Origin of the sequence: Pseudomonas sp. Xaverov 259 (genome assembly GCF_019352915.1) — a bacterium.
Classification (GTDB): Bacteria; Pseudomonadota; Gammaproteobacteria; order Pseudomonadales; family Pseudomonadaceae; genus Aquipseudomonas.
The window spans coordinates 386,635-404,055 of sequence record NZ_JAAAFV010000057.1; the positions used below are offsets into that span (position 1 = coordinate 386,635).

The 17,421-nt window shown below is 60.8% G+C and carries 18 protein-coding genes; 9 read left to right on the top strand and 9 right to left on the bottom strand.

What is annotated here, in order from left to right:
* The first annotated feature begins 3 nt into the window (after nt 1–3).
* Nucleotides 4–453 carry a redox-sensitive transcriptional activator SoxR gene (soxR, locus tag K0H48_RS24580; RefSeq protein WP_219269495.1) on the top strand — a complete coding sequence of 150 codons (450 nt, stop codon included), beginning with the start codon at nt 4–6 and terminating at the stop codon, nt 451–453.
* A 135-nt stretch (nt 454–588) separates the two neighbouring features.
* On the opposite strand, the gene K0H48_RS24585 is transcribed toward soxR, so the two are convergent.
* The 3 genes from K0H48_RS24585 to K0H48_RS24595 are packed head-to-tail and all read right to left on the bottom strand — an operon-like array spanning nt 589 to nt 3,280.
* Entirely contained in the window at nt 589–1,359 is a 771-nt protein-coding gene (locus K0H48_RS24585; protein WP_219269496.1) for a MetQ/NlpA family ABC transporter substrate-binding protein, read from the bottom strand.
* 28 nt (nt 1,360–1,387) lie between these two features.
* Nucleotides 1,388–2,053, bottom strand: coding sequence for a methionine ABC transporter permease (locus tag K0H48_RS24590; RefSeq protein WP_219269497.1), 666 nt, complete (start codon nt 2,051–2,053; stop codon nt 1,388–1,390).
* A 3-nt stretch (nt 2,054–2,056) separates the two neighbouring features.
* Nucleotides 2,057–3,280, bottom strand: coding sequence for an SfnB family sulfur acquisition oxidoreductase (locus K0H48_RS24595; RefSeq protein ID WP_219269498.1), 1,224 nt, complete (start codon nt 3,278–3,280; stop codon nt 2,057–2,059).
* A gap of 226 nt (nt 3,281–3,506) precedes the next feature.
* Here K0H48_RS24595 and K0H48_RS24600 point away from each other — a divergent pair, with 226 nt between their 5' ends.
* The 4 genes from K0H48_RS24600 to K0H48_RS24615 all read left to right on the top strand — a co-directional run bounded on the left by K0H48_RS24600 (nt 3,507) and on the right by K0H48_RS24615 (nt 7,560).
* Nucleotides 3,507–3,965, top strand: a complete 459-nt coding sequence (locus K0H48_RS24600) for a VOC family protein (RefSeq protein ID WP_219269499.1) — start codon at nt 3,507–3,509, stop codon at nt 3,963–3,965.
* Nucleotides 3,966–4,290: 325 nt separating this feature from the next.
* Complete coding sequence (locus K0H48_RS24605; protein ID WP_219269500.1) at nt 4,291–5,166, top strand: alpha/beta fold hydrolase; 876 nt, start codon at nt 4,291–4,293, stop codon at nt 5,164–5,166.
* A gap of 96 nt (nt 5,167–5,262) precedes the next feature.
* Nucleotides 5,263–6,567 carry a dicarboxylate/amino acid:cation symporter gene (locus tag K0H48_RS24610; protein ID WP_219269501.1) on the top strand — a complete coding sequence of 435 codons (1,305 nt, stop codon included), beginning with the start codon at nt 5,263–5,265 and terminating at the stop codon, nt 6,565–6,567.
* Nucleotides 6,568–6,645: 78 nt separating this feature from the next.
* On the top strand, nt 6,646–7,560 hold the full coding sequence (locus K0H48_RS24615) for a LysR substrate-binding domain-containing protein (protein WP_219269502.1): 915 nt from the start codon (nt 6,646–6,648) through the stop codon (nt 7,558–7,560).
* On the opposite strand, the gene K0H48_RS24620 is transcribed toward K0H48_RS24615, so the two are convergent.
* From K0H48_RS24620 to leuC, 6 genes are all read right to left on the bottom strand, one after another.
* Nucleotides 7,541–8,773 (bottom strand): MFS transporter, encoded by a 1,233-nt coding sequence (locus K0H48_RS24620; protein WP_219269503.1) that lies wholly within the window; start codon nt 8,771–8,773, stop codon nt 7,541–7,543. The genes K0H48_RS24615 and K0H48_RS24620 overlap by 20 nt on opposite strands.
* Nucleotides 8,770–9,510, bottom strand: a complete 741-nt coding sequence (locus K0H48_RS24625; RefSeq protein WP_219269504.1) for a 2OG-Fe dioxygenase family protein — start codon at nt 9,508–9,510, stop codon at nt 8,770–8,772. The genes K0H48_RS24620 and K0H48_RS24625 overlap by 4 nt, the downstream gene beginning before the upstream one ends.
* A gap of 4 nt (nt 9,511–9,514) precedes the next feature.
* Nucleotides 9,515–10,879, bottom strand: a complete 1,365-nt coding sequence (locus K0H48_RS24630) for an acetyl-CoA carboxylase biotin carboxylase subunit family protein (protein ID WP_257627099.1) — start codon at nt 10,877–10,879, stop codon at nt 9,515–9,517.
* A 26-nt stretch (nt 10,880–10,905) separates the two neighbouring features.
* On the bottom strand, nt 10,906–12,060 hold the full coding sequence (locus tag K0H48_RS24635) for a KamA family radical SAM protein (protein WP_219269505.1): 1,155 nt from the start codon (nt 12,058–12,060) through the stop codon (nt 10,906–10,908).
* A gap of 444 nt (nt 12,061–12,504) precedes the next feature.
* Nucleotides 12,505–13,119, bottom strand: coding sequence for a 3-isopropylmalate dehydratase small subunit (gene leuD / locus K0H48_RS24640; protein WP_219269506.1), 615 nt, complete (start codon nt 13,117–13,119; stop codon nt 12,505–12,507).
* Complete coding sequence (gene leuC / locus K0H48_RS24645; RefSeq protein WP_219269507.1) at nt 13,116–14,534, bottom strand: 3-isopropylmalate dehydratase large subunit; 1,419 nt, start codon at nt 14,532–14,534, stop codon at nt 13,116–13,118. The genes leuD and leuC overlap by 4 nt, the downstream gene beginning before the upstream one ends.
* A gap of 268 nt (nt 14,535–14,802) precedes the next feature.
* Between leuC and K0H48_RS24650 the strand changes: the two genes are divergently transcribed.
* The 4 genes from K0H48_RS24650 to K0H48_RS24665 are packed head-to-tail and all read left to right on the top strand — an operon-like array spanning nt 14,803 to nt 17,418.
* Nucleotides 14,803–16,002 (top strand): PepSY domain-containing protein, encoded by a 1,200-nt coding sequence (locus tag K0H48_RS24650; protein WP_219269508.1) that lies wholly within the window; start codon nt 14,803–14,805, stop codon nt 16,000–16,002.
* Complete coding sequence (locus K0H48_RS24655; protein ID WP_138815958.1) at nt 16,002–16,541, top strand: thiamine pyrophosphate-binding protein; 540 nt, start codon at nt 16,002–16,004, stop codon at nt 16,539–16,541. The genes K0H48_RS24650 and K0H48_RS24655 overlap by 1 nt, the downstream gene beginning before the upstream one ends.
* Nucleotides 16,538–16,861 carry a hypothetical protein gene (locus tag K0H48_RS24660; protein ID WP_219269509.1) on the top strand — a complete coding sequence of 108 codons (324 nt, stop codon included), beginning with the start codon at nt 16,538–16,540 and terminating at the stop codon, nt 16,859–16,861. Before K0H48_RS24655 ends, K0H48_RS24660 begins: the two co-directional genes overlap by 4 nt.
* The gene (locus K0H48_RS24665) at nt 16,858–17,418 is read left to right on the top strand and encodes a DUF6162 family protein (RefSeq protein WP_219269510.1); all 561 of its coding nucleotides are present in this window, start codon (nt 16,858–16,860) and stop codon (nt 17,416–17,418) included. Before K0H48_RS24660 ends, K0H48_RS24665 begins: the two co-directional genes overlap by 4 nt.
* The last annotated feature ends 3 nt before the right edge of the window (nt 17,419–17,421 follow it).

A 17,421-nucleotide genomic window follows, 5' to 3' on the forward strand; every position in this document is an offset into this window, starting at 1 on the left:
TTTATGCTTACCAAGGAACTCACCGTCGGCCAACTCGCCGCTCGCAGTGGCGTGGCGGTTACGGCACTGCACTTTTATGAGTCCAAGGGGTTGATCAAGAGTAACCGCAACGCCGGCAACCAGCGGCGCTACCCACGGGATGTGTTGCGGCGCGTGGTGGTGATCAAAATCGCACAACGTTTGGGTATTCCATTGGCGACCATTGGCGAGGCGTTGCAGACGTTGCCGGATGGGCGCACGCCCACTGCACAGGATTGGGAACGCTTGTCGGCGCTGTGGCGCGAGGATCTGGATCAGCGCATCAACAAGCTGATGCTGCTGCGCGACAAACTCAGTGGCTGTATTGGTTGTGGGTGTTTGTCGCTGGAGGCGTGTCCGTTGCGTAATCAGGACGATCAGTTAGGTGAGCAAGGGCCAGGCGCCCAGTTGCTGGAGCCCACCACGCCGGCCTGAGTTGGCAATGCGATCAATGTGGGAGCTGACTTGCCTGCGATGGCATCACCTCGGTTTGACTGACAGACCGAGTCGCCTGCATCGCAGGCAAGCCAGCTCCCACACAAGCCCTGCCCCATGGATGGAGGTTGTGCCTTAAAAGCCCGGGGCTATCTGGCCCTTGTAACGCGTGAGAATGAACTGGCGCACCTCATCCGAATTCAACGCCTTGGCCAGCTTTTGAATGCGCGGGTCGTTGATGTTGTCCGGCCGCGCCACCAGATACTCGACGTACAAGGATTTGCCCTTCTCCACAATCAACGCACTGTTGGTATCAATCCCCGCCTCCAGCGCGTAGTTGGCAAACACAAACGCCAGGTCCACCTGGCTCACCGAACGCGCCAGCAAGGCGCCTTCCAGTTCGCGGATTTTCAGGTGCTTGGGGTTCTCGGCAATATCACGCGGGGTGCTGAGGGTGTTGCTCGGATCCTTGAGTATGATCAACCCGGCCTCATCCAGCAGCACCAGCGCGCGGCCGGTGTTGACCGGGTCGTTGGGGATCGACACGGTGGCGCCGTCTTTGAGTTCCGAGATATTTTTGATCCGCGTCGAATACGCCCCAAACGGCTCGATATGCACGCCCACCACCGGCACCAGGTCGGTGTGGCGGGTCTTGTTGTAGTCATCCAAGAATGGCCGGTACTGGTAGTAGTTGGCGTCGATATTTTTCAGCGCCAGTTGCTGGTTGGGTTGGATAAAGTCAGTGAAGACTTTGATCTGTAAATCCACACCCTCCTTGGCCAGTACCGGTTTGACGAACTCGAGAATCTCCGCGTGCGGCACGGGTGTGGCGCCGACCACCAAGGTTTCATTGGCAAACGCATTGAACGACAGAACAGCGGCCAAAATGGCCAGGGACTTTTTCATGCAGGCTCCAAAGCTAGTTTTATAAAAATTAACGGCGGCTATAACGCGCCACCAAACGGTCGCCGGTCATCTGTAATGCCTGTACCAGCACCAGCAACAGCACCACGGTGACCACCATCACGTCGGTCTGGAAGCGTTGGTAGCCGTAGCGAATCGCCAGGTCACCGAGGCCACCGCCACCGATCACGCCGGCCATGGCGGTGTAGTCCACCAGCACAATCGCGGTCACGGTGACGGCGGCCAGCAACCCGCCTCGGGCTTCCGGCAACAGCGTGTGACGGATCACCTGCCAGGTACTCGCACCCATGGATTGAGTGGCCTCGACCACCCCACGGTCGACTTCGCGCAACGCGGTTTCCACCAGCCGCGCAAAGAACGGCGTGCAGCCCACCACCAACGGCGGGATGGTGCCCGGCACGCCCAGTGAAGTGCCCACCAACAAGGTGGTCAGCGGGATCAGCACAATCAGCAAGATGATGAACGGCAGTGAACGCAGCACGTTGACCACCACCGACAGCAGGCGATACACCACCAGCGCTTCATGCAACTGGCGTTTGCCGGTCAGAAACAGCAACACGCCCAGCGGCAAGCCCAGCAGCACGGTAAACGCCAGGGCGGCGCCGAGCATGCTCAAGGTTTCCAGGCAGGCCTGGCCGATGTCGGCCCAGTAGATGTGCTTGAACCATTCGGCCATGGGTTATGACCAGTCGTGACGTGGCGGCTGGGTGCCATTGAGCAACCAGTTGCCCACCACGTGGTACTTCCAGCGCACCGGGTCGTGCAGGGTGTGGACCCGCGCGTTACGCCAGTGGCGGTCGAAATTGTGCGTCTTCAAGGTCGAGCGGGTGCCGCCCAGTTCAAACACTTTGTTGCTGGCTTCGATGGCGATCTCGGTGGTGAGCACCTTGGCCCGCGCCACCGCCAGGGAGGCGTGGGCGACGTTATCTTCAGTCGGCGCCGGGCGCGCGGCGTCCAGGGCCAGACCTGCGCGTTCCAGCAAGGCTTCAGCGGCTTCCAGGCGGATATCCAGAGCGCCGACCTGGATGATGGTCAGCGGGTCTTCGCTGGCTTTTTCTACCCCGGCATCGATCCACGGCCGAGCGAATTGCTGCACGAAACGCACGGTGTCACGCAGTGCGGCGCGGGCAATACCGGCGTCGATGGCGGCGGTGGTCAGCTGTGCGAAAGGGCCGGCAAGCGTCGGTGAATCGTAGGATTTATGCGTGGGAAACAGATTGAACGCCGGTACCCACAGGTTCTCTGCCAGCACCGTGCCGCTGCTAGTGGTGCGCTGGCCCATGCTGTCCCAGTCATCCACCACCGCCAGCCCTTCGGTGCCACGCTTTACGAACGCCAACTGCGCATTTTGCTGCTCATCCAACGCCAGCACCGCCAGCCAGTGGGCGTACAGCGAGCCGGTGCAATAGCCTTTGCGGCCGTTGATCACATAACCGTCGCCTTCAGGGCGAATCGTGGCGCGAATGTCCTGCACGTGCTTGCCGCCGGTTTCCGACAGCGCATTGGCAAACCGATGCCCCTGCAGCGCCAGGCTAAAGAAATGCGCCTGCTGCTGTGGCGTGCCTTGCAGGCGAATGTCTTCGAGCAGGCAATAGTGGTTCTGCGGGATCTGCCCCAGCGACGGGTCGGCCGCCGAGATAATTGCGATCACCTGGGCCAGCACTGCGTAGGACACCTGAGCCCCACCGAATTCGCGCGGCACGCTGATGCCCCACAGGCCACTGTTGGAATACAGGTTCACAACGTCGGCGGGCACGTGGCGGGTGCGGTCGCGTTCGGCAGCGTGCTCAAGCAGCACGGCAGCGACACGGTGGGCGACAGCAATCGCCTGAGCTTCATCGCGAATCAGTTCGGCGTTCGGGGTGTGGATCGGGTAATCGGCAGACACGGGCAGTACAGGCATACAACGCTCTCGGGCGAATGGTTTGCCTGAGGCATTGCAGCTTCTGTGCCGGGCCCTGAAACCGCAGGTTTGGCTGTAAAAGCGCGATTCCGGACCGCTGGCAACGCAGCAATCTGCCGGTTCACTGTTGCCTGGCCAACACCTCGTCGGCTCGCCGCAGGGCACGCGCTACGTGGCCTATAGTGAAAAGGCCGTGCCTCCACAACCACCATCCAAGGAGAACGATATGAGCGTTAAGCCAATCCCAGAGGGTTATCACAGCGTTACGCCGTATATGGGCATCGACAACGCCGCTGAGGCCATCGAGTTTTACCAGAAAGCCTTTGGCGCCACCCAGGTCATGCGCCTGGACATGCCCGACGGCAAGGTCGGTCACGCCGAGCTGCGTATCGGTGACTCGGCGATCATGCTCGGCTCGCCGTGTGCCGACATGGCCCTGCGTAATCCCGGTGAGCACACCAGCGTTGGTTTGCACCTGTATGTGAACGACGTGGATGCGCAGTACCAACAGGCCATTGAGGCAGGCGCCCTTTCGGTGTCTGAGCCAAAAGATCAGTTTTACGGCGACCGCTCGGCGAGCGTGAAGGATCCCTTTGGTCATCTGTGGTTTTTGGCTACGCGCAAGGAAGACCTGACTGAAGCGCAGATTCGCGAGCGGGCCATGGAAATGTTCAAGCAAGGCTGAAGTTTCAATAACCCTGCATATCCAATGTGGGAGCGGGCTTGCTCGCGAATGCGGTGGGTCAGTGACAGATGAATTGACTGACGCACCGCATTCGCGAGCAAGCCCGCTCCCACATTTAGACTGCGCTGCATCAGGTAGATAGACTTTTGCTTTGCACTGCCAAAAGTGACCCGCCGTCAGTGCGGAACCCTAAGTAGCCGTTACCGCAGCAACGGATATGTACCCCGCTCCTACACACTTCATGAACAACCCCTCCACGCTTTCCCCCTTGCCCCAAACCCCGGGTGATTCCACGATGCAAGCACTTACAAAGAGGAGTCATCCCATGTTCGCCGGTTTCCAAAAAGACCAGTGCCACGTCAACGGCGTGGACATCAGCTACCGCAAAGGCGGTACAGGTCCCGGTCTGCTCCTGCTGCACGGGCACCCGCAAACCCACGTCATCTGGCACAAAATCGCCGAACAGCTGGCCCGGCACTTCACCGTGGTCGCCGCCGACCTGCGCGGCTATGGCGACAGCAGCAAACCACCCGCCAACGACCATCACACCAACTACTCCAAACGCGAAATGGCCCGCGACGGCGTCGAGCTGATGCAAGCCCTGGGCTTCGAGCGTTTCTCGGTACTGGCCCACGACCGTGGCGCCCGCGTCGCCCATCGCCTGGCCCTGGACCACCCCGCCGCCGTGCAGCGCATGGTCCTGCTGGACATCGCCCCCACCTTGTCGATGTACGCCCAAACCAACGAAGCCTTCGCCCGCGCCTATTGGCACTGGTTCTTCCTGATCCGCCCCGCGCCGTTGCCTGAAGCGCTGATCGAAAGCAACCCCGAGCTGTACCTGCGCAGCGTCATGGGCAGCCGCAGTGCCGGGCTCAAACCGTTCACCGATGAAGCCTTCGCCGAATACCTGCGCTGCCTGCAACTGCCCGGCACCGCTCGCGGTATCTGCGAGGACTACCGTGCTGCCGCCGGCATCGACCTTGAGCACGACCAGGCCGACATCGACGCCGGCAACCACCTGAATCTGCCGCTTCTTGTGATGTGGGGCGCCGAAGGCACCGTCGGCCGCTGCTTCGAGCCGCTCAAGGAATGGCAGAAAGTCGCCACCGACGTGCGTGGCAAGGCGCTGCCGGCCGGGCACTACATTGCCGAAGAAGCCCCTGAGTTGTTGCTGGGCGAAGTCCTGGCCTTCCTTCGCTGAATGCACTGACACCGTGATCTGAAACACCCGCCTCGCAGGCTGCCAATGGCCTGCGATGGGTTCGCTTTGCCCAAAAAACATCCCGAGATAATAACAATGACAATCCGAAAACTGCTGGGAACCCTGTATGTCCAGGTGCTCATCGCCATCGCGCTGGGTGTGTTGATCGGCCATGTCTGGCCGCAAATCGGTATCGACCTCAAGCCCCTGGGCGACGGGTTTATCAAGCTGATCAAGATGATCATCGGCCCGATCATCTTCTGCACGGTGGTCTCCGGTATCACCAGCATGCACGATGTGAAACAGGTCGGCCGCGTCGGCGGCAAGGCGCTGCTGTACTTCGAGATCGTCTCCACCATCGCCCTGCTGATCGGCATCCTCGCCGCGCACCTGCTGCAACCGGGCGTGGGTTTCAACATTGATGTGAAGACCCTCGACAGCTCGGCCATCGCCGGCTTCGTCGGCCAGGCCGAACATGGCGAAGGCATTACCGGGTTCTTGCTGCACGTGATCCCCACCACGTTTTTTGATGCCTTCTCCAAGGGCGAAATCCTGCCGGTGCTGTTTGTTTCGGTACTGTTCGGCGTCGGCCTGGTGATGGTCGGGGAAAAAGGCCGGCCATTGGTGGGCGTGATCAACCAGGCCAGCGAAGTGTTCTTTCGCATCGTCGGCATCATCAGCCGCGTGGCGCCGATCGGGGCGTTTGGGGCGATTGCCTTCACCATCGGCAAATACGGCGTGGGTTCATTGCTGCCGCTGCTCAAGCTGGTGGGTACGTTCTACCTCACCGCGTTTTTCTTTGTGGCCGTGGTGCTGGGCAGCATCGCGCGCTACGCCGGCTTCAGCATTTTCAAGTTGATGGGCTATATCAAGTCGGAGCTGTTGATTGTGCTGGGCACCAGCTCGTCGGAGTCGGCACTGCCGCAATTGATCCAGAAACTCGAGAGCCTCGGCGCATCCAAAGGCGTGGTGGGCATCGTGGTGCCGACCGGCTACACCTTCAACCTCGACGGCACCAATATCTACATGACCTTGGCGGTGTTGTTCCTGGCCCAGGCGACCAATATCCACCTGCCACTGGAGCAACAATTGACCTTGCTGGCGGTGGCCATGCTCACCTCCAAGGGCGCCGGTGCGGTAGTCGGTGCAGGTTTTGTGGCGCTGGCCGCGAGCCTGGCCGTGGTGCCGACTGTGCCGGTGGCGGCGATGGTACTGATCCTGGGTGTCGACCGTTTTATGGCCGAGTGCCGCTCGCTGACCAATATCATCGGCAATGCCGTCGCGGCATTGGTGGTGGCTGCCTGGGAGGGTGAGCTGGATCGCGAAAAAATGGCCCCTATTGCCCTCAAGCATGGCCGCCATGCGCGGGCTGCGGCGCAGGCGAAGATCGCCGCTGAGTAAGCAATAACGGCCCGGCATGCCGGAAGGCGTGCCGATCCGGTGCTATTCTGGCGGTTCATGCCGCCACGCCTGTTTCTGATGACTCATAAGAAAGATACCGTGCCCTTACCCGAAGACCTGCGGGTGTTCCTCACCGTGATCCGCAAGGCCGGCTTCGCTGCCGCCGCCGATGAACTGGGGCTGTCGCCTGCGTATGTGAGCAAGCGCATTCAGATCCTCGAAACCACCCTGGCCACGCGCCTGCTGCACCGTACCAGCCGCCGCATTGCCCTGACCGAAGATGGCGAGCGGGTACAACGCTGGGCCGTGCGCATCCTTGAAGATTTCCAGCAACTGTCCGATGAGTTGAGCGACGCCCACGACAGCCCGCGCGGGCATCTGCACCTGTGCAGCAGCTTCGGTTTCGGCCGTAACCACGTAGCGCCGGCCCTGTCGTTGCTGGCCGAGCAGTACCCGGACCTGGAAATCCGCCTGGACCTGTTCGACCGCGTGGTGGATATCGTCAGTGAAGGGTTTGACCTGGAAATCCGTGTCGGCGATGACATCCCCGGCCAGCACATTGGCAGGCGGCTGGTGAGCAACCGCCGGGTGCTGTGCGCAGCGCCGGCCTACCTGCAACGCAAAGGCACCCCGCAACAGTTGAGCGACCTGGAACAGCACGACTGCCTGGTGCTCAAGGAGCGCGACAACGCCTTCGGCATCTGGAACCTGGAGCGTGACGGCACGCCCGAAAGCGTGCGCGTGCGCGGGCCGCTTTCTTCAAACAATGGCGAGATCGTGTTGCAGTGGGCCCTGGACGGGCGCGGTGTGTTACTGCGCTCGATGTGGGACGTGAAACCACTGCTGGAACAGGGCAAGTTGGTGCAGGTGCTGCACGCCTACACCCAAAGCGCCAACGTGTGGGCGGTGTACCCGACACGTTTGGCCTACTCCGGCAAATTGCGCGCCTGCGTGGAATTTTTGCAGGAGCACTTCAAGGGGTTGTCGATCTGACGCCCCGCGTGGCGCTGACACCCAGCCATACCGTCATGATCACCAAGGCCGTCAATGGCAGCCCATGGAACAGCACAATCACCTGGGCCGGCGTCCACGTCAGGTAGAACGGCCCCACCACCAGCATGCCCACGCCAAAGCCGGCCATCTGGATCAGCGTCAACAAGCTGAACAGCGGCAGGCGCAAGCTATCGGGTTCGCTTTGCGCACGGGAAACCAGCGCCACCTCAGAGATACCATCACCGAGCCCGGCCCACACCACCAACAGCAGCGCCAGCCACAGTTCGGTTTGCTGAAAGGTGAGGATAAAGCCGCTGGACATCAGCGCCACACCCGCCATGAACCAGCGCTCCATGCCTTGGGTGCCACGGCCCTTGAGCAACGCACTGGCCAGGCGCGCGCCGACGAACTTGCCGCAGGCCCACACCGCCAGCAGGTAGCCCATGACGGTTTTCGCGGTGTCCGGCGAAATGTACTGCGACAGCACCGGCCAACCGACGTTGTGTGCAGCGCTGCCGAGGGTGTCGAGCATGCTGATCAACAACATCGCCGCCAACACCGGCGCACCGCGCAAGCCCTTGGTCAACTCGTGCCATTCGGCCGCAAGCCCACGGTGCGCGGCAACGGCGACTGAATACAAGGCGCGCAACGGCAGGATCAGGCAGGCCGCCATCACGTAAGTGCCGATGTTGACGGCAAACACCGCCTCGAATCCGCCCGTGGCGATCAGCACGCCGGAGAGCAGGCTGCCAAACACCGCACCGGTAGCCGCCGCCGAGGTGATCCAGGCATTGGTGCTCACCCGCTGTTCAAGCGCCACCCAGGTCGGCAACTGGCTATTGAGGCCAATGGCAAACAGCGAATTGCACAGGCCGATGCCGAACGCGATAAACGGCAGCACGTTGAGCTGATGCGCCGGGATCAGCACCAGCAGCGGCACCAGTAACAGCGCGCGGGCCATGTCCAGCCCGGCCAAGGTACTGCGCCCCGGGAAGCGCCGGAAAAACGGGATGCCGAACAGGCTGGCGACAATCCCGCCCGTCACCCGGCACGCCAGGAACACACTGACAAACACCACGCTTTGGCTGAGCCAGTAAACGTAGGTCGAGAGCGCCACCATGTTGAGGAAGGCGCCGAAGTCCGACACGCCCCGCGCAAAGATGATCAAGCGGGCGTTGCGGGTCGACAGGCCCAAGGGCTGAACGTCGCTCATGCCGGTTGTACCTCGTCTTCTACCCGAACGTCATCAGCCGCCACGCCGCGCAGGCTCACCAGCAGCACATCGCGCCAGGCCGGTGCCGAATCGGCCTGCGCCCGCACAGCGCCGGCGCGATGATACAGCCCACGGTCGTTGATCACGATGGTTTCCAGGAACTGCTCCATCGCCAGGTTAAGCACGCGGCTTTGCTCCGCCTCAGCGGTAAACACCTCGGACACCACCGGCACCGTGTTGCTCTGGCCAATAAAGTGCATGAACACCCAATCCAGGCCGTCCTGGTGAATCCCCGAGGTGGTCGGGCTGGCCGATGGCCCCTCTGCACGCACGCGAAACTGGTGGATATCAATGGTGTAGGCATGCGCGCCCAGGTGCGGTTCGATCACCGCCAAGTCGGTGGCGAGCAATTTCTGCATCAGTGGGTGCTCGATAAAGCCCTCCTCGCTGTAACTCAGGTGGTTCACGCCTTGGCGATAGTTGACGGCATAGGTGACCGGCGACTTGAACGCGGTCGTGCGGTCGATCTGCAACTGCCGCGACGGAGATAAACGATAGCGCAGGATCCGCCGTTCGCGATGGGTGTATGCCTTGAACGCCTCGTCGCGCACCAGGTTTGCCCAGTAGGCGCGAAAGCTTTGCTCCTCGCCAGGCTCGACCTTGAGCAACTGGCCAAAGTCCCGACGGTGACAATAGTGGTGCTCGCGCAAGTGCGCGCCAATCTGTGGGATATCCATATCGCTAGACCTTACTGTCGATAATCACGCGCAGGTTGTGCCGGATCGCATCATGCACGGCGTGGGCGTCGGCAGCATCGTCAACCTTGGCCCAGCACTTGAGCAAGTAATGCTCTTCGATATCCGCATCGATGCAGTTGCCGGGTTCCTGCTGGAAATACTCCAGCACCGCAAGGTGCTCATCGAGGAACTGCATCCCCTCAATGCCCTTAAACTGACCACTGTGCTCCGGGTAGAGCGCCAGCATCGAGTAATGCTGGGAGGCACTTGCGATGTTGTGCGCACAGGCTTGCAACCGGGCATTCAGGTCCGGCTCGCCCAACAGCAGGGACAGATAAAGGTCGTATGGGTCAATGCCGGCAAAGTCGCGGAACGCCGCATTGACATACAGCCCGCCGACGCGCGGGTTGATCTCAATTACCACCGGCCCCGCCGCCGTCATGCGAAATTCAAAATGCACCAGCGCGTTGGTCAGCCCCACCGCGCGCAGGCAATCCCCCGCGTATTGGCGGATCTGCTCGCACTGGGCGTCGGTAAAAGACGTGGGCGGGCAAATCAGCAGGTTCTCCAGCACCGTGCCACTGCGCTCGGTCAACATCAGTTTTTCGTTGATCAACAGCGCATGGACGTGCCCGCCGACGATCACACACTCCACACTGCCTTCAATGCCTTGGATAAACCCTTCCAACAACAGGCTGTGCCCTGGAATGTATTGGCGTTGCTGCCCATCTTCGTCAGACAGGCTGTGCTCACACCCATAGAAATCAGCGTAAGCCGCGTTAGCGTGGCCACTGCGAAATTGCGCATAGTGCCGGCTTAACTCGGCCCAGTTGAAGCACTGCTTGATAAACGCCGAAGCGCCACCAAACGGCGGTTTGGCAATCAGCGGATAGCCCATGCGCTCGGCGCTTTGCTGCAGTTGTTGTTCGTCATTGCACAGCGCGAACGGCACGGAGAGCACGCCATGCTGGCTCAGCGCCCGGCGCATCAGGTACTTGTTGTTGCACGCGGCAATGGCTTGCGGGCAGCTGTACACCAGGCCCAGGCGCTGACTGGCCTGCGCTACGATGCAACCGACTTGCCCCAGCGCAGATGAATGACCAGCCTGGCAGAAAATCGCGCGGATCTGATAGCGCCCATCCAGTTCGCCCACCAAGTCGAGAATGGCCGGCTCGCTGAGTGTATCGAGCAGGAACACTTCATCACTGTCGTCCTGCAGCCGTTGCAGGTGCTTGCGCCCCGCCAGACCCGCAGTCAAACACACCAGGCCTTTGGCCCGGGCCGCAACAAAGTGCGGCTCACGGTAGCTATAGCGAATGGAAGCACTGTCATCCACATCAATAAAAAGAATGGCATCTTGTTTCATCATTAATACCGCCTCATGCGTCAATAACTTCAGGCATCCTGCCAACTGCACCACTGCCCTTCCCAATTACGGAAACGGTAATGACGCTGCCCATCGCGCACTTCAAAGTGCGGCAAGTCTTGCGGCTTTTCAAAGTCCAGCAGCGGCACGGTAAACTTGCCCTGTGCATGCGGCAGTACATATTCCGGCATGGCAATATTGGACACACGCCGCTTGAGGCGATCCATAATAGCGATGGCGTGGCTTATCGATGCTTTATATTCCGAAGCCCCAGGTGAAAACGGCATGAAGTGGTACAAGTAATATGGTTTTACGCCCAGCCGATACAGGTCAATAAACAGTTTATGCAAGGTCGCTTCATTGTCATTCACGCCGCGCAACAACGGCATGTTGGAGAACACGATCGGCACCACACTTTGGATACGTTTAACCGCCACGGCAAAGTCCGCACTCAGTTCCAGCGGGTGGCAAACATGCACGCCAAACGCATTGACCTTGTACTTTTCCAGCATGGCCAATAACTCATCGGTTACCCGAAACGGGTTAAAGCTCAAGGCCCGTGTGTGCAGGCGAATCAGCAGGTCGTCGCGGATGCCACGCAGGGCGGCGAGGTTCTCTTCGAGCTTGCGGTCGGCGAGCATCAGCGGGTCACCACCGCTCAAAATCACCTCTTCGATGGCCGGGTTGTTGCGGATGTACTCGAGCGAGTCCTTGAACGAGTCGGCGCTGGCATTGGCCTTCTCGGTACCCACCTGCAAAGTGCGCAGCGCTTCGAAGCAGAACTGGCAATAGGCGTTGCAGGTGTTGGTCATGCGCAGGATTACGCGGTTGTCGTATTTGTGCTGGCAGATCGGCGTTTTCATCTCGTGGCCGAGTTCCCAGTTCTCCGAGGTACCGTCGTAATCGCCAGCGACCTGCTCGCTCCAGTAGGGCACCACTTGGCGCCACAGCGGATGGTCCATCACCTCGCCATCGGTGAGTGAGCGCTTGATCAGGTCAATATAATAAGGCGTTATCTGCAACTTGCGGTCTCGTAAGTTGTGTTCGATATGCGCGCTGGTTTCCTCATTCCAACCACCGCAAGCGGCCCGCAGTGCCGGTTCATCGCGGATGGCATTCTTTTGCTGCCAACGCCAATCCTGCCACTGCACCGAACGCTGGATTGCTTGATCAAAAATCGACATGAGTTTGCACTCTCTGTGTTCTGAACGGATGTTAAGGCATAGGCTTACGTGTCTTTTCACAGTGGAAAAAACAGTGACAACCGCAACAATGACAACTGGTTTAGAGGTGGCGGAATTCGATCAAGTTACAAACTTGTTCACCGACACCAGAGAGGTATGAAAGCTAACTAATTCATCGGCCATGGTTTTAACTTCCTTTTCTTATAATGTGCGACTTTCCAAGTCAGCACCCACTTAAGCCGATAGACTACAAAGTGTCAACACACCTACCCTTGTATTTTTTAAGGGTTTAACCCATTGCCTCAACTACGCCCTTGAAATCGCTGAGGTTGCGCGGTGTAAACCGCGTTATTTGAAAAGTAAATAGTCTAAAAAAAACGCCCTCCAGTAACAGGAGGGCGTTTGCTCTACTTATATGACTACGTAGTTAATCCATTGAAGTCTTTAACTCAGCCAGGGGTTGGCCGCCAGATGCTTGCGCTCGAACATTTTTATCTGCTCACTGCGCTGCAACGTGCTGCCAATCGCATCCAGGCCGAGCAACAACGCGGTCTTGCGCAAGGTGTCGATCTGGAAGGGGATCACCTGGCCATCGGCCAAGCGAATCTGCTGTGCCTCAAGGTCCACGCTGATCTGCGCCTGCGCAGGCTGGCTGACCGTCTGCCCGAGTGTGTGCAGCACCGCCTCGTCCAAGGTAATCAACAACACCCCGTTGCGCTGGCAGTTGTCATAGAAAATCCCGGCAAAGCTGCTACCGATCAGCGCGCGAATGCCCATCTGCTTCAAGCCCCACACCGCGTGTTCGCGGCTCGAGCCACAGCCGAAGTTGGGCCCCACCACCATAAAACTTGCGCCCTGCCAGGCTGGCTGGTTCAACACGAATTCGGGGTTGGGCGCGCCATTGGGCAAAAAGCGCAGGTCGAAGAACAGCCCACGGTCGAGGCCTGCGCGGTCGATGCCTTTGAGAAATTGCTTGGGCATGATCACGTCAGTGTCGATATTTGCTGCCAGCATCGGCGCGGCCTGGCCGGTGACTTGGGTGAACGGTTGCAGGCTCATGGGCGGTCCCCAAAGTGACGGATATCGGTAAGACGGCCGGTGATGGCAGCGGCGGCGACCATCGCCGGGCTCATCAAGTGGGTACGCGCCCCGGCGCCCTGGCGGCCTTCGAAGTTGCGGTTGGTGCTGGAGGCGCAGCGGTCGCCGGGGGCCAGCACGTCATCGTTCATCGCCAGGCACATCGAGCAGCCCGACTGGCGCCATTCGAAGCCGGCGTCGATAAAAATCGCCGCCAGCCCTTCGGCTTCGGCCTGGTCGCGTACCTCGGTGGAGCCCGGCACGATCATCGCCCGCACATGCTCGGCCACGTGTTTGCCGCGCACCACACTGGCGGCGTCGCGCAGGTCTTCGATGCGCGCGTTGGTGCACGAGCCAATAAAGGCATGGCTGATCACAATGTCGCTGAGCGGCATGCCGGCTTCCAGGCCCATGTAGTTGAGGGCGCGGCGCATGTCCTGGCGCAGGATCAGGTCGCTGACGTCTTGCGGGTCCGGCACACGGGCGCCGATGGGCGCAGCCTGGTCGGGGCTGGTGCCCCAGGTGACCATGGGTTCCAGGGTGCTGGCATCGAGGTGCACTTCCTGATCGAACACTGCGTCGGCGTCGGTGTGCAACGTGCGCCATTGCACCAGGGCTTGTTCCCACAGCTCGCCCTTGGGCGCACGCGGCTTGCCTTTGAGGTAGGTGAAGACTTTTTCGTCAGGCGCCATAAACGCGCCACGCGCGCCGGCTTCCACCGCCATGTTGCAGATGGTCATGCGCGCTTCGACACTCAGCGCATCAATGGTGGCGCCGCGAAACTCGATGGCGTAGCCAGTGGCACCGGACGCGCCGATCTTGCCGATCAGCGCCATGATCACGTCCTTGGAGGTCAGGCCGTTGCCCAGGGTGCCGTCTACCGTCACACGCATGCTTTTCAGACGCTTGTACACCAGGGTCTGCGAGGCCAGCAGGTGCTCGATTTCCGAAGTGCCGATGCCAAAGCCGAAGGCGCCTAGGGCACCGTAGGTGGTGGTGTGGCTGTCGCCGGCGGCGATCACCATGCCCGGCAGAATAAAGCCCTGCTCCGGGGCAATCACGTGTTCGATGCCTTGGCGCTTGTCGAGGATGTCCAGCAACTCGATGCCGAAGTCCTGGCAGTTTTCTGCCAGGTACGAGACTTGCCGCGCGCCGCCTGCGTCGGGCATGGCTGCAATGCGTGTGGGCGTGGTGGGGTTTACGTGGTCGACCACCGCCAGCGCGGTGCCGGGGCGCCATACCCCACGCTTGGCCTCGCGCAGGCCGCTGAAGGCCTGGGGGCTGGTGTATTCGTTGATCACCTGGCGATCTATATAAAGCAGCACATGGCCCTGATCATCCAGGGCGCACACCGTGTGGGAATCGATGTGTTTGTCGTAGAGGGTTCTGGCAGTCATTTTTGTGGACTCACTTTTATAAGCGCTCGCTCAACGGTATGCCCCCATCCTACGCAGCCCCCCGGCCCCATCAATGCCACCTGGGTGATGGCTTGGAACATGTTTCGTGTTCAATCCGGCAACGCTGAAACATTTTCTTTCATATCCCGCTTAGGGATTTCTCATTCTCATCCGTCTTAACTTAGATACAGCCCGTCGCGTCAGCAAAAGCTACGACCGGCCTTTTCCGGGCCTCCTTCGCCCTCCTCCGATCAAGACCCGCATCCACATGTCAAAGAAGTCACGCTCAAAACTCTGGTTTCTGGTTCATAGCTGGCTGGCGTTGCCCATCTGGTTTTTTGTACTGATTGTCTGCGTCACCGGCACCCTGGCGGTGGTCAGCCAGGAAATCGTCTGGCTGGCCAACCCGGACATCCGCGCCAGCAAGCCGTCGGACGATGCCGAACTGCTGAGTTACGACCAGGTCATCGGCGCCATCAAGCGCAACGAACCCCAGGCGATCGTGCAGTCGATCACGCGCCCGGACGAGTCGCACTTCGCGCTAAGCGTCGACCTCAGTTATCCCGACGGGCGCTCGGTGGAGGTCTACGTCAACCCGTATACCGGTGTGATCCAGGGCATCAGCCCGGCCTTCAACTTCCAGCAATTTACCCGTGCCTTGCACGGTTGGTGGCTGGTGCCGTTTACCAATGGCTACAGCTGGGGCTGGTACCTGGTGTCGGCACTGGGCATACCGCTGCTGGCCTCGCTGGTCACCGGGCTGGTGGTGTACAAGCGTTTCTGGAAGGGTTTTCTGCGCCCGACCCTGCGAATCCGCCATGGCGCGCGGATCTTCTGGGGTGACTTCCACCGTTTGAGCGGTATCTGGTCGATCTGGTTTATCGCGGTGATTTCCATCACCGGCATCTGGTTCCTGATCCGGGCAATCCTGGGCGACAACCAGATCTCCATCTCCAGTGAGCCCATCGTGCCGGTGATTGCCCGGGAGAAGGTGCCTATGTCGGCACCGGGTGTACCGGCACCGATGATCCCGATCGATCGGGCCATCGAGATCGCCACGCAACGCATCCCCGGGCTGGAGGCCAGTTTTGTGTTCCTACCCAGCAACGCCTATAGCCACCTGCAGATCGGCGGGCGCGGCTGGTACCCGTTGATGTTCCAGACGGCGCAACTCAACCCGTACGACGGTGAAATTGCCGTGTCACACCTGCTCTCCGACCGTTCGACACTGGAGTTCGTCACCGAATCCATGCGACCGCTGCACACCGGCGACTTTGGCGGCCTGTGGATCAAGCTGATCTGGGCATTCTTCGGCCTGATCATGAGCATGATGGTGTTGAGCGGTCTGCTGATCTGGACCAAACGCACCGCGCTGGCCACGCTCAACGCCCTCAAGCGCGAGGCCAAGACCCAACGCGCACCGGCCCCCGCCACGGCCAGGCAGGCTGAAACCTCGGAGGCCAACTGATGAGCAAACGTGCGACCACCACACCGCCTTCACCGCTGCGGGCCTTTTGGCTCAAATGGCGATTCCACATCAATGTCCTGCTGTTGCTGGTGCCCCTGGGGTTCATGCCCAAGTACTTTGCCGACGCCGCGCTGTTTCGCGGTGACACCGGCATTGGCGAGCGCGTGGCCGGCGAAGTGCAGGTGGGGCCGTGGAGCCTGACCCTCGCCGAGTTTCGCAACGAAGGCCCGCGCCCGGACCCGGCCGGGCCGATGAAATTTTTTAACGCCGCCCTGTGCGACACCTGCGCCGAGCAGGTCAAGGCCACTTACCTGCGTATCGGCAAACCACGCAGCCTGCGCGCGGCCGGGGTGATTTTCTTCGGCACGCCGTACCGCATGGGTGCAGTGCTGCCGGTGCCGGAACGCACCCCCGTCGATGCCGAAGTGTGGGTGACCATGGAAGGCTGGGACGGCTCCATGCACCAGGGTTCCATCCCGCTGAGCCAGGCCTCGCCTGCCACCATTGCCTGGCTGAACAAGCAAGGAGTTAAACCATGACGTTAATGCGCCTGACTCGCGCCGCTTTTTTACTCTGCGCCGGCTTCAGCGGCGTCGCCCTGGCCCATAACCCGATGTGCGAATGCAAGGAAATCCCCGGCGAGCAGATCCAGTGCACCGGCGGTTTTTCCGACGGCAGCGGCGCGCCAGGCGTGACCCTGGACGTGATCGGCTACGACGAAACCATCCTGCTGCCCGGCAAGCTTGGCCAGGACTCGACACTGACCTTCAAAAAGCCCTCGGCCGAGTTCTATGTGCTGTTTGATGCAGGCCCTGGCCACGTGGTGGAAATCGACCAAGCGGATATCCAGCCCCAATGAGCACCACACAGGTTGTACGCCCCGCCGGGGCCGGCCATGAAACCCTCTACGTGTTGCTGCTGTGCCTGATCATCCTCGCGGTGGCGGGCACGGTGGTGGCGCTGCACGGTGAAACCCAGGAGGTCGCCGCCGTGCCCAGCCACCAATTGGACGCACGCCGTGACCTGAGCGCTGCCGAGCAAGGCATCTACGCCGACCTGCGGGTGACCCTGGATGAAATCCAGCTGTTGCAGCAGGAGCAAAGCGCCCTGCCGACGCCTGAGCAACTGGCCGAAGAAGGCTTCGCGCCGTTTGCCCAGGACGCCAGTTCGGTGAGCCGTGGCGACCATCGCTGGCAGTTGCTCGAGCCTGCGGCCTACCTGGGTTTGAGCCAAGCGCCAAGCACCAGCGGCTCGGTGCTGATGCGCGTGCAAGGCGCAGAGCCGGATGTGTGGCTCAACCGCCAGGCCAACCTCGCCGCGCCGGCCGACCTCACCGACGCAGCGCTGATCGCCGCCGGCTGGCGCCAGGTGGTCACGCAATTTGATGCCGGCGTGACACGCCAGCACCGTCACTGAACC